Origin of the sequence: Streptomyces pyxinae, from assembly GCF_024756275.1 — a bacterium.
GTDB classification, from domain to species: Bacteria; Actinomycetota; Actinomycetes; order Streptomycetales; family Streptomycetaceae; genus Streptomyces; species Streptomyces pyxinae.
Map to the genome: position 1 here is coordinate 14,900 of NZ_JANUGQ010000045.1, position 15,175 is coordinate 30,074.

At 71.6% G+C, this 15,175-nt stretch carries 15 protein-coding genes and 3 pseudogenes; 11 read left to right on the top strand and 7 right to left on the bottom strand.

What is annotated here, in order from left to right; translation table 11 throughout:
- Positions 1-27: 27 nt before the first annotated feature.
- Positions 28-840 (bottom strand): 2OG-Fe(II) oxygenase family protein, encoded by an 813-nt coding sequence (locus NX801_RS29990; RefSeq protein WP_258791119.1) that lies wholly within the window; start codon positions 838-840, stop codon positions 28-30.
- A gap of 388 nt (positions 841-1,228) precedes the next feature.
- Positions 1,229-1,643, bottom strand: a pseudogene (locus tag NX801_RS29995) (IS982 family transposase); the annotation flags it as partial.
- Positions 1,644-2,255: 612 nt separating this feature from the next.
- Here NX801_RS29995 and NX801_RS30000 point away from each other — a divergent pair.
- The gene (locus tag NX801_RS30000) at positions 2,256-2,381 is read left to right on the top strand and encodes a hypothetical protein (protein ID WP_258791121.1); all 126 of its coding nucleotides are present in this window, start codon (positions 2,256-2,258) and stop codon (positions 2,379-2,381) included.
- Positions 2,382-3,477: 1,096 nt separating this feature from the next.
- Here the strand turns inward: NX801_RS30000 and NX801_RS30005 are convergent.
- Entirely contained in the window at positions 3,478-4,488 is a 1,011-nt protein-coding gene (locus NX801_RS30005; protein ID WP_258791122.1) for an aldo/keto reductase, read from the bottom strand.
- 861 nt (positions 4,489-5,349) lie between these two features.
- On the opposite strand from NX801_RS30005, the gene NX801_RS30010 reads away from it, so the two are divergent.
- Both NX801_RS30010 and NX801_RS30015 read left to right on the top strand, forming a co-directional pair.
- Positions 5,350-5,583: a hypothetical protein gene (locus NX801_RS30010; RefSeq protein ID WP_428986271.1), complete on the top strand. Its 234-nt coding sequence runs from the start codon at positions 5,350-5,352 to the stop codon at positions 5,581-5,583.
- 69 nt (positions 5,584-5,652) lie between these two features.
- Positions 5,653-6,024, top strand: a complete 372-nt coding sequence (locus NX801_RS30015) for a hypothetical protein (RefSeq protein ID WP_258791123.1) — start codon at positions 5,653-5,655, stop codon at positions 6,022-6,024.
- Between the two features lie 550 nt (positions 6,025-6,574).
- On the opposite strand, the gene NX801_RS30020 is transcribed toward NX801_RS30015, so the two are convergent.
- Positions 6,575-7,546: an SDR family NAD(P)-dependent oxidoreductase gene (locus NX801_RS30020; RefSeq protein ID WP_258791124.1), complete on the bottom strand. Its 972-nt coding sequence runs from the start codon at positions 7,544-7,546 to the stop codon at positions 6,575-6,577.
- A 55-nt stretch (positions 7,547-7,601) separates the two neighbouring features.
- On the opposite strand from NX801_RS30020, the gene NX801_RS30025 reads away from it, so the two are divergent.
- The 5 genes and pseudogenes from NX801_RS30025 (at position 7,602) to NX801_RS30045 (ending at position 11,694) form a co-directional block, all read left to right on the top strand.
- Entirely contained in the window at positions 7,602-8,024 is a 423-nt protein-coding gene (locus tag NX801_RS30025) for a MerR family transcriptional regulator (protein ID WP_258791125.1), read from the top strand.
- Positions 8,025-8,820: 796 nt separating this feature from the next.
- Positions 8,821-8,979: a hypothetical protein gene (locus NX801_RS30030; RefSeq protein WP_258791133.1), complete on the top strand. Its 159-nt coding sequence runs from the start codon at positions 8,821-8,823 to the stop codon at positions 8,977-8,979.
- Positions 8,980-9,174: 195 nt separating this feature from the next.
- Positions 9,175-9,678, top strand: a pseudogene (locus NX801_RS30035) (RNA polymerase sigma factor).
- On the top strand, positions 9,675-10,562 hold the full coding sequence (locus tag NX801_RS30040) for a zf-HC2 domain-containing protein (protein ID WP_258791126.1): 888 nt from the start codon (positions 9,675-9,677) through the stop codon (positions 10,560-10,562). Before NX801_RS30035 ends, NX801_RS30040 begins: the two are co-directional and overlap by 4 nt.
- Positions 10,563-10,824: 262 nt before the next feature.
- Positions 10,825-11,694, top strand: a complete 870-nt coding sequence (locus NX801_RS30045) for an ABC transporter ATP-binding protein (protein WP_258791127.1) — start codon at positions 10,825-10,827, stop codon at positions 11,692-11,694.
- 268 nt (positions 11,695-11,962) lie between these two features.
- Here NX801_RS30045 and NX801_RS30890 read toward each other — a convergent pair whose 3' ends face one another.
- Positions 11,963-12,088 (bottom strand): hypothetical protein, encoded by a 126-nt coding sequence (locus NX801_RS30890; protein WP_309505934.1) that lies wholly within the window; start codon positions 12,086-12,088, stop codon positions 11,963-11,965.
- A gap of 397 nt (positions 12,089-12,485) precedes the next feature.
- Between NX801_RS30890 and NX801_RS30895 the strand changes: the two genes are divergently transcribed.
- On the top strand, positions 12,486-12,980 hold the full coding sequence (locus tag NX801_RS30895; RefSeq protein ID WP_309505935.1) for a hypothetical protein: 495 nt from the start codon (positions 12,486-12,488) through the stop codon (positions 12,978-12,980).
- A gap of 23 nt (positions 12,981-13,003) precedes the next feature.
- Positions 13,004-13,582 carry a hypothetical protein gene (locus tag NX801_RS30055; RefSeq protein ID WP_258791128.1) on the top strand — a complete coding sequence of 193 codons (579 nt, stop codon included), beginning with the start codon at positions 13,004-13,006 and terminating at the stop codon, positions 13,580-13,582.
- 337 nt (positions 13,583-13,919) lie between these two features.
- Here NX801_RS30055 and NX801_RS30060 read toward each other — a convergent pair whose 3' ends face one another.
- Together NX801_RS30060 and NX801_RS30065 are read right to left on the bottom strand one after the other, a co-directional pair.
- Positions 13,920-14,132 carry a hypothetical protein gene (locus tag NX801_RS30060; protein ID WP_258791129.1) on the bottom strand — a complete coding sequence of 71 codons (213 nt, stop codon included), beginning with the start codon at positions 14,130-14,132 and terminating at the stop codon, positions 13,920-13,922.
- A gap of 41 nt (positions 14,133-14,173) precedes the next feature.
- Positions 14,174-14,767: a dienelactone hydrolase family protein gene (locus tag NX801_RS30065; RefSeq protein ID WP_258791130.1), complete on the bottom strand. Its 594-nt coding sequence runs from the start codon at positions 14,765-14,767 to the stop codon at positions 14,174-14,176.
- 218 nt (positions 14,768-14,985) lie between these two features.
- Between NX801_RS30065 and NX801_RS30070 the strand changes: the two are divergent.
- Positions 14,986-15,175, top strand: a pseudogene (locus tag NX801_RS30070) (Mu transposase C-terminal domain-containing protein); the annotation flags it as partial.

The window sequence follows — 15,175 nt, forward strand, 5'->3', positions numbered from 1 at the left end:
GACCGGGAGGCGGACGGTGGTGCGGCGTCAGCTCCAGAAGAGGAGCGGTTCCTGCGGCCCCTTGGTGGCGATGAAGGCGGCGGCGCCGACCCGGTGGGTATCCTTGGCGGGGGTCACCGCGTGCAGCTGTCGGGGGCTGAAGATGATGAGGTCCCCGGCCTCCGGGTGGATCTGAACAGCCGGCTCCTCGACCGAGTCCGGCTCCAGGCCCTCGACGTCGAGGATCTGCTTCTTCTCCTCGGCGGTCGGCTCGCGCAGCCAGAGCTGGAGGTTGCCGCCCTCGTCCGGGACCTGCAAGTAGATGTTGGCAACAAGCTGGTTGAGCACGCCCTCGATCTCGGGGGCGTCGGTCTCCTGGTCGATGGCGTCGTTGTGCGGGTAGAACTCTGAAGTGTTCGGCTGGAAGACGCGGAATGCGCCGACGAAGCAGGCCCGGCCGCGCAGGCGCAGCAGGTTGGCGCCGGCCGGCCACAGCTCCTGCAGCTCCAACCGGATGCGGTCCACCGGCGACAAGTAGGGGCGGAACATCGAGCGGACGTCCTCGATCGCCGGGAGCGCCTGCTCGTGGTACTTGTCCGTCAGCTCCTTGTCCCACCTGGTGTCGATGTGGGGCATGTAGACGCGGCCGACGCTGCTGGTGTGCTGCTTGTGGTAGTGGCCGAGCGCCTGGTGGTTGATCGCCTTGGTGGCGACCTCGGCCGCGACCTCGACCGAGTAGTAGCCTCGCACGTGGATCGCGCCGATCTCGCGGTTGGCGAGCTGCAGCAGGGTCTCGGTGGTGAGCTCGTCGGCGATCTTGCTGGTCGCGGACCGGACGACGTCGGGCGGCGTGGTGGTCACGATGGCTTCCTCTCGATGGGCGAAGCGGGGCGGGTGGCCAGGAAGTCGCGGTCTGCGGAATCGGCGGGACGGTGCGTGAAAAACGTGGGATACCGGCTCGCCTCCCGATCCCCCATCTTTATCGGTAAATTCTCTGGAGCTAGTCAATGGCCGCAATCGGGATTTCCCTGCCGTGAATCGGCGGTGTTCTCGCGCCTTCATGCGGCCGTCTTGGCACGAAACACACCAGTGTCTCGTGATCCGGTTGACGTCGGGTCAAGTTGTTATTGACAAACGTCCACGCGCCGTCGAGACGAGCCGGACCTTCGCGAGGATTTCGCCGGTGGTTGCGGTCCAGGTGAAGGGTTCGGGTTAAAGAAGATTCTTTCCGAATACGGTCAGTGGTCATAGCGGTCAGTGAGCGGCTGATCGCCTGGCCGGTCCGGAAGTTGTGCCGGATCGCGGCGTCCAGGGCCGGCATGCGCTGAGCGACGCGGACAGCGACGCCCTCGACGGTACGCCTGCCGTGTCGTTCCAGGTCGAGCCGGCCCTCAAGGGTGTCGTTGCCGGCTCGATCAGCTGTCGGACCTTCTTGAGCAGCGGCTCGCCGGGCCGCAGGATCTTCTTCTTCCTCGACGGACGCAGCAGCGTGGTGCCCCGTGCGGACAGTGACCGCTCGAAGGTCTTCGAGGCGAAGCCCTCGTCGCTGATCAGCAACAGGCCCGGCCGCTCGCGCATCAGCTCGGTGTCGGCCTCGGGCATCGCGGCCAGCGCCTCGCGGGCTTGCCGAGCTTCGGGTCGGCCGGCGCCCACAGGACCGGCATGCGGCCGCCCACCCGCCGGTAACATCCCGCCCATCTCGACCGGCTTGATGGTGATGGGAGTACAAATCACCCCATTCCCTCAATGAAGAAAACCGGGATTTCAGCCCACAGAGAAGCTACGCGTGGCTTGATGTTGAATCAATAGCACGAAGTGGAATTGTAGATTCCTGCGGCTTGATACCTTCCACGAGAGAGCTCATTTCTAGTATTTTATAATGATTTATGCGGTCCCTGGTAAAGGTTCGCTCTTTTAGCCTTGACGCAAGAATGGTGGTGACTGGTCCGCGGGGCACGGGGTGCAGCTCGGCCTGCCCGGCTCGGCGCCAGTGGCAGGCAGGGTGCGCCCGGCCGGAGTCTCGGCAAAAGTCCGAATGAAGACAGGAATGGCGGGCGTCCAATGAACCCGGACTTTCCGGGGCCTCGAGGCGCCGCGAATCCCATCGGATCCGATGGCGGATGAAGACAGGGTTTGCTGACAGCCAGGGTCGAATGCGACGAGCACAACGGGGAGCGCGGCATGGCCAACCTGTTCTGCAAGCGGGTGTCGACCGACCAGCAGTCGACCGACCGTCAGCATCTCGTCCTCACCGAGGCCCGGGATCGAGGACCCGATTGTCTTGCGAGGAACAGGCCGGCACCTCCAGCCGCTTCCACCCTCTGGAACGGCCGAAGTTCGCCGAGCTGCTCACGTACGCGCGTCCCGGCGGCACCGTGCACATCTCCGAAATGCTCCGGTGACCTTGGCCAGCCGCAGATGCGGGTCGGCTCCCTGGCAGGGCAGGGCAGGGCAGGGCAGGGCAGGAGCAGGGGACCTGGTCCGCTACCGACTCTTCGGCAGTGACCCGAGGCGTACCGCTGTGCCTGATCATCGCCTCCAGCCGGGCGTACGCCGACGTCATCGCCGCCCGACTCGGTGCCATCGCCGCGTAGGGCAACGCCACACGGTCCTTCGACGCGGCCGACTGTCTCACCAGCTTCACGCTCCTGCCCACCTCGCTGGCACGGGCCATGACTCCCGTCCTCATGACGCCGGGCTTCGGCCGCGCCGTCGCCGGCTCCCCTCCGCCGGCGGCCCACACCCCTCCCCGCCGGCCTGGAAGTGACCGGCTACCTGGGCCTGGGCCGCGGCCCCTCGGTCCGGGGGCACCCGCTGTTCGCGGTGCTCAGCCCCTACCGGAACCGGGCCGAAGTCCGTTTCACCCCGGACGCGGCCCTGTCCCACGCCGGCAGACTGCCCGGATGGAGGTGCGAGGGAGTGGCTGAACTCGAAGAGCCGGCGCCTACCGGCGCCTGAGAGCCGTACGGAACCTCACCGCCGACGGCGCCATCGACTGCCTCAAGCAGGTGTTCACACCTTCCGCCCGGCCGCGTGCCCGAGACCGCCCGGTCCGACGAGGGCCCTCCGGGGTGAGGGTCTGTTCCTGATCCGATCACGGCATTTGGTCGCGGCGTCAGCCCGCCAGGACTGACGCCGCAAGCTGATCGTGGACGCGAGCGTGTCTCCCATGGGGTGGCGGGCTGAGTGGATCGCCCTGGGCGGGACGGGGACTGTCAGGCTCTCGCCGTGACTCCGCGCGGTGTGCCGGGGCTGGCTGGGAGAGCATCGTGGCTGGTCCGTCGGTTCAGGCGATTACCTCCGGCCGCTGTCTGGTGGCGAGGGTCGGCGGCGAGACGGATTGCGTGACCGACCCGGTGTTCCGCCGTGCTCACCGCGCTGGCGGGCAGCGCTCAGATCACGCGGTTGCGCGCGACCGCCCGCAAGCACCGCTCGGCCGACCACAGGGCTGTGAAGTCCGGGGCCAAGGACTCGTCGAAGGCCCGGCGGTAGCCCGGACTACTGGGAGCCCGCCACAGGCTGCCGCTTGTAGAAGGACTCCTCCAAGTAGGCGGCCTCGTGCGGCTGGTAGGGCTCCTCCAGGTAGGTGGCCTCGTCCTCGTCGAGTTCGACGTCCACCGCGGCGACCGCGTCGGCCAGTTGGGCCGGCTTGGTGACCCCGACGATGGGCGAGGTCACCGCCGGGTTGCGCATGACCCAGGCCAGGGCGACCTGGGCCGGGGACAGACCCCGCTTGCCCGCGACCTCGTGGACGCGCTCGGCCACTGCCCGGTCCTCGTCGCGGTAGAGGATCTTGCCCCCCGGGTCTGTCGCGGAACGCGCCGTGGCGGTGTCCCGGACCCGCGTCAGCCTGCCCCGCGCCAGCGGGCTCCACGGGATCACGCCGATGCCCTGGTCGGCGCAGAGCGGGAGCATCTCCCGCTCTGCTTCCCGGTGGATGAGGTTGTAGTGGTCCTGCATCGACACGAACCGGGTCCAGCCGTTCAGGTCGGCCAGGTACAGGGCCTTGGCGAACTGCCAGGCGTACATGGAAGAGGCGCCGATGTAGCGGACCTTCCCCGACTTGACCGCGTCGTGCAGCGCCTCGAGGGTTTCCTCGATCGGGGTGTCGTAGTCCCAGCGGTGGATCTGGTACAGGTCGATGTAGTCGGTCCCCAGTCGCTTCAGGGAGGCGTCGAGCTCGGCGAAGATCGCCTTGCGGGACAGCCCGGCGCCGTTCGGGCCGGGGCGCATCCGCATCCAGACCTTGGTGGAGAGAACGACCTCCTCGCGCCGGGTGAAGTCCTTGACCGCCTGACCGATGATCTCCTCGCTGCTTCCGGCGCTGTACCCATTGGCCGTGTCGAGGAAGTTGACGCCGGCCTCGAGGGCCTGCTTGATGATGTCCCGGCCGGCGTCCGCGCCCAGCGACCAGGGCTCACCGCCCCGGTCCGGCTCGCCGAAGCTCATACAGCCGAGAGTGATGGCGGAGACTTCCAGCCCGGTCGTTCCGAGTTTGATGTATCGCATGCCTCCGAACCTAGGAGTTGGAGTGCGCTCTCACGCAAATTCGGAGGCATAGGGCATAGGGCATGTGGGATGTCCTGGTTGCGCCGTCCGTTCCGCCGTCGGCGCAGGTAATCGGCTCTGCTCGAGGTCGGTGACGATGGCCTGGGCCGTTCGCTCGGTGATCTCGCAGGCGGTGGTCGCGCGCAACCGCGCTTGCGGGTCCTGCGCGATGGCCCGCGGAGGTCCGGGGCGGCGGGGCTGGTCTCCTCGAAGTGCTGCCGGGCCTGCACTCAGAGCGGCCCTGCGTCAGGCCCTCCTGCCGTTCCGGCCTCGCGGCGTGGAGCCGCCGCCCGGAGCCGGAAACTCCCTGCTCGTCCGTCCCAGCCGAGGACCACCGGGCCGGACTCGGCATCGGCCGCCGGCACACCGCCGAGGGCGGAGCGGCCGGACGACGCGTGCAGTGCCCCACCCTCGTGCTGTGGGGGCACGAAGAGCGATCTCCCTCTGCCGTACGAGGACAGCACGGGCATCTGGCAGAACTGGGTCGCGGGCGAACGCGAACTGACCGCCAAGGGCATCGAAAGCGGTCACCACATCGCCGAGGAGGCTCCCGCATAACTGGCCGAGGAACCGCGCAGGGCTTGGGCGGGGGAGAAGGCGGCAAGTGAGAGTCCATGACCTGCACCGACGGTGCCGGCTGCGGACCCGGCTGCCGCAGCCGCGCGGTGCCGGATGCGTTTCGCCGTCTCTCGCAACAGCTCCGCCGCCATCACGCGCCCTTCGGACGCCTCCATTCCCGGCCGCGCTCCCGTTTCGTCGGACACCGCGTCGGACTCTTCCTGGTCTGAGACGATCGGCAGGATCGTACGACTGAACGCGGGGGTGGAGAACGTGGTCGGTCTGGTGCTGCTCGGCGTCTTATCGCTTGCCGTCGGCGGGTGTGCGTGTGTGGTGTGGGCGGAGCGCGGCGGGCCCCGCTGGGCCCGCCGCGTGGCGACCGTGACGCTCGCCGTGGGCGAGCTGGTGCGTCGCTCCGAGAAGCGCCGGCGCCGAAGGGTGGCGCGGACCACCAGCGGTGATGACTTCAACGGTGATGTCTCCAGCGGTACTTACTAGCAAATGAGTCAAATCGCTTGTCCGAGGTCGTCCCGCACGCCCTGATCGTGGACGCAGCTCCGGAGGACGATGGTCTCCACGGGCGAGATGGGCCACGCGGACAACCAGGACCAGGAGCACGGCGCCGAACCGTCGCGGTTGCCGCTGAGCGAGGCCCGCGCCCGGGAGATGACGGCCGGGCTGCGCGAGGCGGTGGACGACGTCCGGCGCTCCGTGGCAGTGCTCGCCGCCCGGGTCCGCAGACGCGCACGCCGCCCGCGTCAGGGTGCCCCTCGGACACCCGAGCTGGGAACCGTACCGCCGGGCGGAGTTCGGCATCAACCGCGCGCAGGCGTACCGGCTCCTGAATGTCGCGCGCTGGTCGTGATCCACGGCGGGGTCGCCGCCGGCCCCGAGCTGTGGAGCACCCCCGCCTGCGTGGAGACCGGCGAGTTGAGCTGACCGAGAACGGTGCGACTCGCGGTCCACCTCCGTCGGCGAGGGGCCGACCAAGTGGCCGGACAAGTGTCCGGAGAGGGCGGCGCGGATACAGCCTTCCTCGGCTGGCCGGTACGGCTCCGGGCGTTCCGCCCGTCCCGGGGCGCCCGGTGCCGAAGTCGCGGCCGCGCAGCTGGAGGACGATGTCCCGGCCTGGAGCCGTACCGGGGGGTTGTCCGTGCCCTGCGGATCCTGAGGCTCGGCGCGGTCGCGGTGTCCGAGCCGACTGACGCCGGTCCGGTGTACGCCCGGGGGGCCTCCTCCTTGCCCTGCTGCCGTCTTCGTCCCGGTCCGCGGCCGGCCGATGCCGACGCCGACGCCGACCGGGAGCGTATCCGAGAGATGCCTCGCCCCGGCTGGTATCGCGCGCTCGCCGCGCACCGGGAGGCGGCCCGGCCGTCCCGGGCGGGCACGGACATCGCGGAGGCGGTGGAGCGGCCAACCGCAGCACTGGCGGCTCGTACCGCGCCGCGTGCCGCAGCGGCAGGCAGCGCGGCATCTGCAGAGTGCGGGTTCATCGGCTGATCGGCGGGGCGCCGGTCACGGCGATGGACAGGTCCCAGAGCCGGGCGGCCTCCTCGGGATCGATGGCGTACGCGCGCACGCCGCCGTCATCCATGGGGGTGCCGGGGGCGGAAACGCGGGTGACGTCGCAGTCCTCCAGGTAGAGCCCGCCGCGGCCGTCAAGGAGCGGGGACGTAGCGGCCCACAGACCGGTGGCCGCCCCCTGAGAGGGGGGCTTGAAGTCCGCGCCGACCACAACACCGTGCTCGTCCACCCACCCGCGGTCGATTTGCTCCTGGAGTGTCATCTCCCGCTGAAGACCGGTGATGATCTTGCCGGGGTGGAGGCTGAACGCCCTGACCCCGTCGCCTTGCCCGAGGGCATCGAGGTGCACGACGAACAGGGCGTTGGCGGTCTTGGCCTGGCCGTAGGCCAGCCACTGGTCGTACCCGGTGCGGAAGTGCGGATCGTGCCAGCGTATGCCGCTCAGGGTGTGTCCGGCGGAGCTGTTCACCACGACGCGCGCCCCGCCTGCGGCGGCCAGGAGCGGGTAGAGCTCGCAGACGAGGGTGAAGTGTCCGAAGTGATTGGCGCTGAGCTGGCCTTCCCAGCCGGGCCCGACGCGCCGCTCCGGGATGGCCATGACACCGGCGACGGCCATCAGGAGGTCGAGCCGGTCGATACGGTCGCTGATGTGCACGGCGGCTGAGTGGACGCTGCCGAGGTCGGCCAGGTCCATGGGGATGACCTCGCTGCCCTTCACCTCCTTCAGAGCGGCACGGGCGACGTGGGGACGGCGAGCGGGAACGATGACCCGGGCCCCGGCGGCCGTCAAAGCCCGGGTGGTTTCCAGGCCGAGCCCGGAGTAGCCCCCGGTCACCACAGCGGTCGTGCCGGAAAGGTCATGACCGGCCACGATGTCCTCGGCGGTGGTGGCAGCGGAGAAGGGCGAGCCGAGCGGCTGCTGATCAATAGCGGTCATGCCGTGGACGCTACGATCTAGAGTAAGGTCTAGATCAAGTCCAGGAGTGAGCGACATGACGACCACCGAGGCGGCCGCGCAGTCGCTGAGCATCGGCGAGGTGGCCGAGCGGACCGGGCTGAGCGTGCACGCCCTGCGCTTCTACGAGCGCGAGGGCCTGCTGGTCGACCCGGTCCAGCGCACGTCGGGCGGCCGACGGCGCTACACATCCCTCGATGTCGACTGGCTGCTGATCTGTGTCAAGCTCCGCGAATCCGGTATGCCGCTCGCCGACCTCAAACACTTCGCCGAACTGGTACGTCGCGGACCGGGCAACGAAGAGGAACGCCTGCGCCTGCTCGATGCTCATCGACAGCGCGTCGACGCACGGATTCAGGCACTGGAGGAGTGCCGATCCGTCATCACCTGGAAGGTCGGCGTCTACGCTGAGCACCTCGCCGGCGGCGAAGCCGGCGGGCTCTGGGACCCGACAGCCTGAGGCCTGGTCTCCGCGCGGGCGGGGGGTCGACCGGCCGCCTCGGCGGCCTCGTCATCGAACCCGCTTCGCGCCGTCGCGCTGTCCGCATCCCGGCCGAGTCGCACCCGGCCGCGCTCCGGCCCAGCGGTCTGGACCGCTGGGCCCGCGGCCGGCGTTGAGCCATGCGGCAGGCCCGAGCCCGCCGCACGGCACGCCGCCCCGAAAGGCGCCGGCATAGCAGCCCGCCCCACCGCCGCGGCGCACCCTCCCGCCCGGGCCGGCCCGGGCGCCGGTCGGCTGCCGGGCGCCGCCCGGGCGCGGGCCCGCGGCGCTGGTAGGAGATTGCCGGGCAGCCGGTCCGCCCGCTCGGGGAGGCGGCGGCGATTGGCGGTGGAGCGCTGGGCCGGACCGAGGTAAGGGCTTCGGCGCTGGTGGCGAAGTCGTGGGTCAGCGAGGGTGGGGAGGGCGTGGGCGAAGGGCAGGAATTCGTCGGCCGTGGCGCCGGGGCGGTCGTCACCTGCCCCGGTCAGTGCTGCGTCCAGTTCGCGCTTCAGGTCCGCCCGGTCGGCCACGTCGTCGGTGAGAACGGTGATCTCGGTGCCGGGCAAGCCGGTGGTCTCCTGCCGTGTTCATCGCCGCGACCGCGCCAGGGGTGGAGACGATCTTCGCAGACAGAGCCCTCAGCCGGAGGGCGGCCTCCCCGCAGGCGGGCAGCTTCTCCCGGGTGACCCGACGGCGCTGGTGCTTCCCCGGCCGGGCCCGGCCGGGTGGGCGGCTCCTCGGCGGGCCGGGAGGCCCGGGTGCCGCGGGCGGCGCGGTGGATGATGCGTTCGAAGAGCGCGTCGCTGTCGAGCAGGAAGCCGTGGGCTCGGCCTTCTCCGACGCGGTCGCCCACACCAGCCTGGTCGGCGCGATCGTCCTGGGCGCGGGCTCCGTCCTGGTCGCCCTGCTCCTTCCGCGCCGGCCGCGCGGCTGACCCCTTCCGGATACGGACCCCCCGCCGGCGGGAGTCCGGGCGACTGCCCGGACTTCGCCGGCGGAGGACCTTTTCGATGGCGTGACGGAGGTCACTCCGGATGGAAATCCTGTCGCGCGGGCCGGGCGCCTAGCAGGCGTGAGATCAGTGAGGGCAGCACTCCACGAGCTGGACGAGGGGCGACTCGTCAGGCTCGTGGTCAGGGGCGACCGCGCCGCGTTCGAGGAACTGTACCGGCGTACGTCGCCGTGGCTGGCGGTGCGGCTGCGCCGCCGCTGCGCGGACGAGCAGATCGTCGCCGAGGTCATGTAGGAGACCTATCTGGCGGTGTGGCGCGCGGCGGGCGCGTTCGCCGGGTCCGTGGCCGGGGGGACGGCCGTCGGCTGGCTGTGGACGATCGCGGTGCGCCGTCTCGTCGACGCCTTCCGGCGCCGGGCCCACCATGCCGAGCCTCCGCCCGCCGCCGTCCCGGACGCCGTGGTGCCCGCCGCCGAGGAGGAGGCGCTCGCGGCGACCGTCGGCGGTGACGTCGGGGACGCGCTGCGGTGCCTCGCGCCCGAGCTGAGACAGGTGTTGCAGGCCATGGTGCTCGACGGGCTGTCCGTCCGGGAGGCCGCCGTCCTGCTGGGACTGCCCGAGGGCACGGTCAAGACCCGTGCCCGCCGGGCCCGAATCGCCATGCGGAGGGCGCTGTCGTGAGCGGGGAACACCCGTCGGAGCGGCTGATCGAGAGGTACGTGGCCGGTTCGCCGGCCATTGCGGCCGCCAGTTCACCGGCCGTCGTGGCCGTCGGTGAACCGGACGCCCCCGCCGATGAGTTGTGGGCCCTGGAGGCCCATCTGGAGGCGTGCCGGGTGTGCCGGGACCGGTTGTCGGTCGTCGTCCCGGCGCGGGCGCCCGCCGTGGCGACGCTGGTCGGCACGGTCTGGTCCGGGCTGGAACCCCGGCTCACCGCGACCTCGCAGGCTCCGCGCCGGCGGCGCCTCGGCGTACGGCTGCCGGTACGGCTGTCGGGGTGGCTGACACCGGTCATGGTGCCGTGGCTGGCGATGGCCGCGAGCGTGACGGTGATCGCGCTGCTGCTGGACCTGTTCGGCACCGGTGGCGGAACCGGCCGGGTGCCGCTGGTGCTGCTGCTCGCCCCGGTCCTGCCGGTGCTGGGGGTGGCGGCATCCTGGTCGCGCGGCCTCGACCCGGCGTACGAACTGACCGCCTCGGTGCCCGGAGCCGGCCTCCCCCTGGTGCTGCGGCGCACCGCGTCGGTGCTGGCCGTGCTGGTCCCGGCGCTGCTGGTGGGCGGCTGGGTGACCGGTGTGATGGTCGCGCAGTGGCTGCTGCCCTGTCTGACCTTCACCTCGGCGACCCTGGCGCTCGGCGGCCTCGTCGGGGTGACTCGGGCTGCCGTCGCGCTGGTGGCCGTCTGGGCCGCCGTGATCGTGGCACCGGGCCTGGCCACCACCAGCGGTACGGTCTTCACCCTGCGGGACGGCAGCCTGCCGGTCTGGGGCCTGCTCCTCGCGCTCGCCACCGGAGTCGTCATCGCCCGCCGGGGCGCCTACTTCGTTCTGGGAACCCACCGCTGACCGCCGGACCGCCGAGCCACCGGCTCGCCCTCTCCCGGGTGGCCGACCCCGCTCCCGGGCGGCCGACCCACCGGACCGTCCGGCGCACCGGAGTGCCTCCCCACCGGACCGGCGAATTCCCGGGCCGCCGAAGCGCCGAAATCTTGGCCTGCCGCACGAAGCGCCCGCCGGGCCACGGCGCCACCGGCTCCCCGGCCGCCCACAAGTCATCTCGGAAATCCGGTAGTTACAGGATCTCCGCACCTTCGGAAAGGAACCTTCCATGACGCGCGCGGTGAGCGCGGCCGAGATCGCGACGACGACCAGTGCCTGGCAGATCCGGGCCACCGGTCTCCAGGTCAGAGCCGGCCGGAAACGCATGGCCGTCGACGGGCTCGACCTCTCGTTGGGCACCGGTGTGCACGGCCTCCTCGGCCCCAACGGAGCCGGCAAGACCACTCTGATCCGAGCGCTCGCCACCGTGCTGCGCCCCGCCGGGGGCACCCTGGAACTGTTCGGCGAGTCCGTCGGCGGCCTGGGCGAGCACCGGGCGCTGCGCCGCCGGATCGGTTACCTGCCCCAGGAATTCGGCTACTACAAGCGTTTCACGGTGCGCGAGTTCGTGGAGTACCTGGCCTGGCTCAAGGAAGTGCCGAAGTCGGACATCCCGGCGGCCGTGCAGCGCGCCGTGGAGCGGGTGGGCCTGGCGGACCGCGCCGACGAGAGGATGAAGGGCCTGTCCGGCGGCATGGTCCGGCGGGTCGGCATCGCCCAGGCCATCGTCAACGACCCGGCGATCCTGCTGCTGGACGAGCCGACGGCCGGTCTGGACCCGGCACAACGGCTGCGATTCCGCGAACTGCTCCAGGAGCTGGGCACCGACACCTGTGTGGCCGTCTCGACCCACCTGGTGGAAGACGTCGCCGCCGCCTGCACCGATGTGGTGCTCTTCGTCGGGGGTCGGCTGGCCTTCCAGGGCACCCCGGACGAACTGGCCTCGGCGGGCGGCCCCGAGCACGCGGGCGACAGCCCGCTGGAGCGCGGCTACTCGGCACTGCTGCTCGGCTCCGAGTCGGAAAGGGGCTCCTGGCGAACTTCCATGTGCTGCGCGTCGAGTCGAGGCGCTCCGTCGCTCCCTGGGCGGGCGTGGTGACGCTGGCGACCGCGGTCATGTTCCTGTTCCTGCTGCCCGGGCAGTGGTGGTACGGCACCGCCGCCTGGACGGCCCAGTGGACCTCTCTGGCGCTGTGGACCCGCGTCCCGCTGGTCTTCCTGTGGCCGCTCGCCGTCGGGCTCGGCGCGCTCCAGGCACTGCGCGATCACCGCTCGGGGACGTCCGAGCTGCTGACGAGCACCCCACGGCCCGCGTGGCACCGCGCGGCCACGACGGCGAGCGTGACGGCGTTCGCCCTGGTCACTGCCTACGCGTCGCTCGTCCTCAGCGGCGCGGTCCAGGTCGCGGCCGGTGGCGCGTACGTCCACCTCGGATGGCTGCCGATCCCGCTGCTGGGCGCGTTCTCCCTGGTGGCCGGGGTGGTGCTGGGCATGGGGTCGGCCGGCTCCTGCCGTCCGTGCTCACCCCGCCCGTACTGGCCGTGGCCGCCCTGGCCTTCACCACCCTGCTGCGTACGGTCTCGGAACCGGCGGTGCCGAAGGCCCTGGTGCCGAACCGCCTCTCGCTGCTCTCCCCGGCGGCGGCACAGGCGCGCGAGGTGCTGCTCACGCTCTCCGCCGCCGTGCATCTCAGGCAGACGGTGTGGCTGCTCGGCCTGGCCGCCACCGGCTTCGCGCTGCTGGTCGCGGCGACCCCGCGCGCCCGGTCGCTCGCGCCGGCGCCGGTCCTGGCGGGCGCGGCGACAGCGTTGCTCCTCCTCCCCGCCGACCCGGCCCGGACCTATGTGGTGGACCGGGCGGCGGCGGCCCAGGTGTGCGACGGACCGGTGTGTGACCAGGCTGCACCGGGCCCGGCTCGCGGGTCTGACGGCCCCCGCCGGAAAGGCGCTGGAACTCCTGCACGGCGCGCTGGGCGGCCAGGCGCCGGTCTCCGTCCGCGAGAGCACCGCGCTGCGGGCTCAGGACGGCACACCCGAGCGGTCCCGCCGGGCTGTCCTCGTCGACTTCGACGACGGGGCGTTCACCGGGTCGGGCACGGAGCTGACCTTCCGCAGCGACCGGACGAGCGGCATGCCCGGCGAGACCGCCGCGCAGGCCATCGCGGCGAGCTGGGTCCTCGGGGAGCACGACCTCCGACCGCTCGGTGGCACCCAGCACGCCCCGGCGGACCAGCTCGCGCTGGCCGGCCCGGTTTGGAGGGAACTGACGGCGCTGCCCCGGATCCAACAGCTGGGCCGGATCCGCGCGATGCGCGCCGCCGCGCTCTCCTGCGCGTCCGACCCGCTCTTCGAACTGGCCGGGGGCGACTCCCGGCGAGATGGCTGACGCTGTACGCGCGCTCCCGGCAGGTGCCCGCGTCACTCGCCGCCCTCCTGGCGACCGCTCTGGCGGTGTGGGCGTCGGCCGGGCTCGGCGAGGGACCCGGAGACTCCCGGCCGACTGTGCTCGCCCTCACCGCCGGGGTGACGGTCCTCTCGGCCGGCCTCGGCGGCCAGGATCCCGCACTCGACCGGACGGCCGCGATCCGCTGGATACCCCGCCGGGCCGCGCATGTGCTGCTCGGCGGTGCGGTCACCGGCGCCGTGCTGCTCGCCGTGCGGGCGTCGGACGCGGACCGGGCCACCACCGCGCTCGTGGTCCGGGACAGCGCGGGGCTGATGGGGCTCGCGGCCCTCGGTCCGCTCCAGGCGGTTCCGGTACTCCTCCCACCGGGTGCGGTCGCCCTCCGGCATGTTGTCGCTGCCGTCGCGCAGGCCGACCGCTCCGTCGATGAGCTCCCGGACGATGTCGGCGTGGCCCGCCTGCCGCTGGGTCTCGGCGCGCGGCCCGTTTCGCGGACGCCCCCGTCCTCGACATGCTCTTGCACACCTGATGATTCCCGTATCGGACTCTCACTCCACCTGGAGTTTTCGCCTTCCAGCGAGTGACACTTGTCGATAGCTCAGGTGCCCAGGCGGAGCGCCGTACCGGAGCCGTCCGGCGTCGACCTCGCCCGCCAGGGCCTCCTCGCCGCCCGCGAACGAAGGCCCGCTGGTGTGCGCCGAAGCTCATGGCGGCCGCCGACAACTCGGTGCCCGGGGTAAGCCGGCCGCGCACGTCGGGGCGCCCGCCGCCCGCACCGCCACCACGGCGACGTCCTGGACGACCGTCGACGACCCGGACCGGCTCCCGGTCGTTCCGCCCGGGAGCGGCTCGGTCCGCCGGGCCCGACCGGCGCTTGCTCGGGTGGGGTCCCGCCGGTCCGCCGAGGAGTGGCCGGCACGATCAGGAGCGACGGGACCGGGGCCCCCGGGACATCAGACGGTCCGGGGCCCGGGGTGGGGTCAGACCGGTGGCGGGGTGCCCGGGGCCGGTCCCGGGCACCCCGTCCTGGTCCGGGTTCTGGTCGCTGGTGTCGGGGTGGGCGGGTCCGTCTTCCAGGACGATGGTGATCGGCTGCCCCTCCGGGGCGGCCCGGATGCGGCATTCCTTCTCCACCAGGGTGTTCGCTGTCCTGTCTCAGCGAAGGTTGAGCAGTTTCAGCGATGGTTGAGCGGTGACCCGGGCTGCTCCTCGTCGAGAAATTTCCGTGTCCGACGCCAGGTCAGCTCGGCCGCGGTGAGGTCGTGGTCCGGGACTGCGGGATCGGTGTAGAAGTGCCCTACGCCGGGATAGCGAAAGGCCTGCAGGCCGGCGCCGACCTCCTGAGCTGTCCTGGTCAGGGAAGCCACTCGCTTCGGTGGCGTGAAGAGGTCGGGGTCGGCGGCGTGGAGCTGGATACGTACACCAGGACGGGCGTCTCCTGGGACGTCGGCCGCGGCGTGGACGAGGAGGACCTTCGCCGTGGCAGGTCGCTCGGACCATACGCCGGCGACGACCCCGGTGCCCATGGAGACGCCGATCAGGGCCGTGTCGGCGGGCATGCCGTCCATTGCCCGCTGGGCGCGCTGCATCACGGTCGGCCGGCCGACCCGCTCCAGCAACCGGAACCCGTGATCCAGATCGGGCGCCGCCTCGCCGCCGAAGAGGTCGGGGGCGACGACGACGTGTCCTGCCCGCCGTAGTCGGTCGCTCAGAAGCAGCCCAGGTGGGCGCAGGCCGAGTACGGAATGGAAGACGGCGCTGTGAGCCATAGTGGCCATCATGCCCGGTCAGTGCAATCGGCGGCCGGTCCAGGTCGGCGTCGGCGAGGGTGACCGCGGGCGCGATGTGGGGGACCGCGCTCAGAGGCTGCACCGGGTGATTCAGCGGGATCTGACACCGGGGGAGGGGGCGGGGCTCGCGGGGCGGGGAGCGGGCGGCACGCACGCATGATGTGTTCCTGGCCAGGCCGCGTGGCTGGCGTAACCGGGTGTGGGAGACGGACCACCTGCAGGCGCCGGTGCTGGTCAATGTCGACGGCAAGGCTCGCAGGCCCTGGATCATGTGGTTCACCGACTGCGCGATGAGCGCGACCACCGGCGTCGCGGTCGCGCCGGGAGACCCGTCGCGGGAGTCGGTCCTGGCCGCGCTGCGCTCCGTGGACCTGCACGAGGAGACCT

Excerpts from the sequence above, each read along its gene's own strand:
- NX801_RS30005 (WP_258791122.1), bottom strand. The coding sequence starts at position 4,488 with ATGCGATACATCAAACTCGGAACGACCGGGCTGGAAGTCTCCGCCATC.
- NX801_RS30015 (WP_258791123.1), top strand. The coding sequence starts at position 5,653 with ATGGTCTCCACGGGCGAGATGGGCCACGCGGACAACCAGGACCAGGAG.
- NX801_RS30020 (WP_258791124.1), bottom strand. The coding sequence starts at position 7,546 with ATGACCGCTATTGATCAGCAGCCGCTCGGCTCGCCCTTCTCCGCTGCC.
- NX801_RS30025 (WP_258791125.1), top strand. The coding sequence starts at position 7,602 with ATGACGACCACCGAGGCGGCCGCGCAGTCGCTGAGCATCGGCGAGGTG.
- NX801_RS30045 (WP_258791127.1), top strand. The coding sequence starts at position 10,825 with ATGACGCGCGCGGTGAGCGCGGCCGAGATCGCGACGACGACCAGTGCC.
- NX801_RS30890 (WP_309505934.1), bottom strand. The coding sequence starts at position 12,088 with ATGCCCAGCACCACCCCGGCCACCAGGGAGAACGCGCCCAGCAGCGGG.
- NX801_RS30065 (WP_258791130.1), bottom strand. The coding sequence starts at position 14,767 with ATGGCTCACAGCGCCGTCTTCCATTCCGTACTCGGCCTGCGCCCACCT.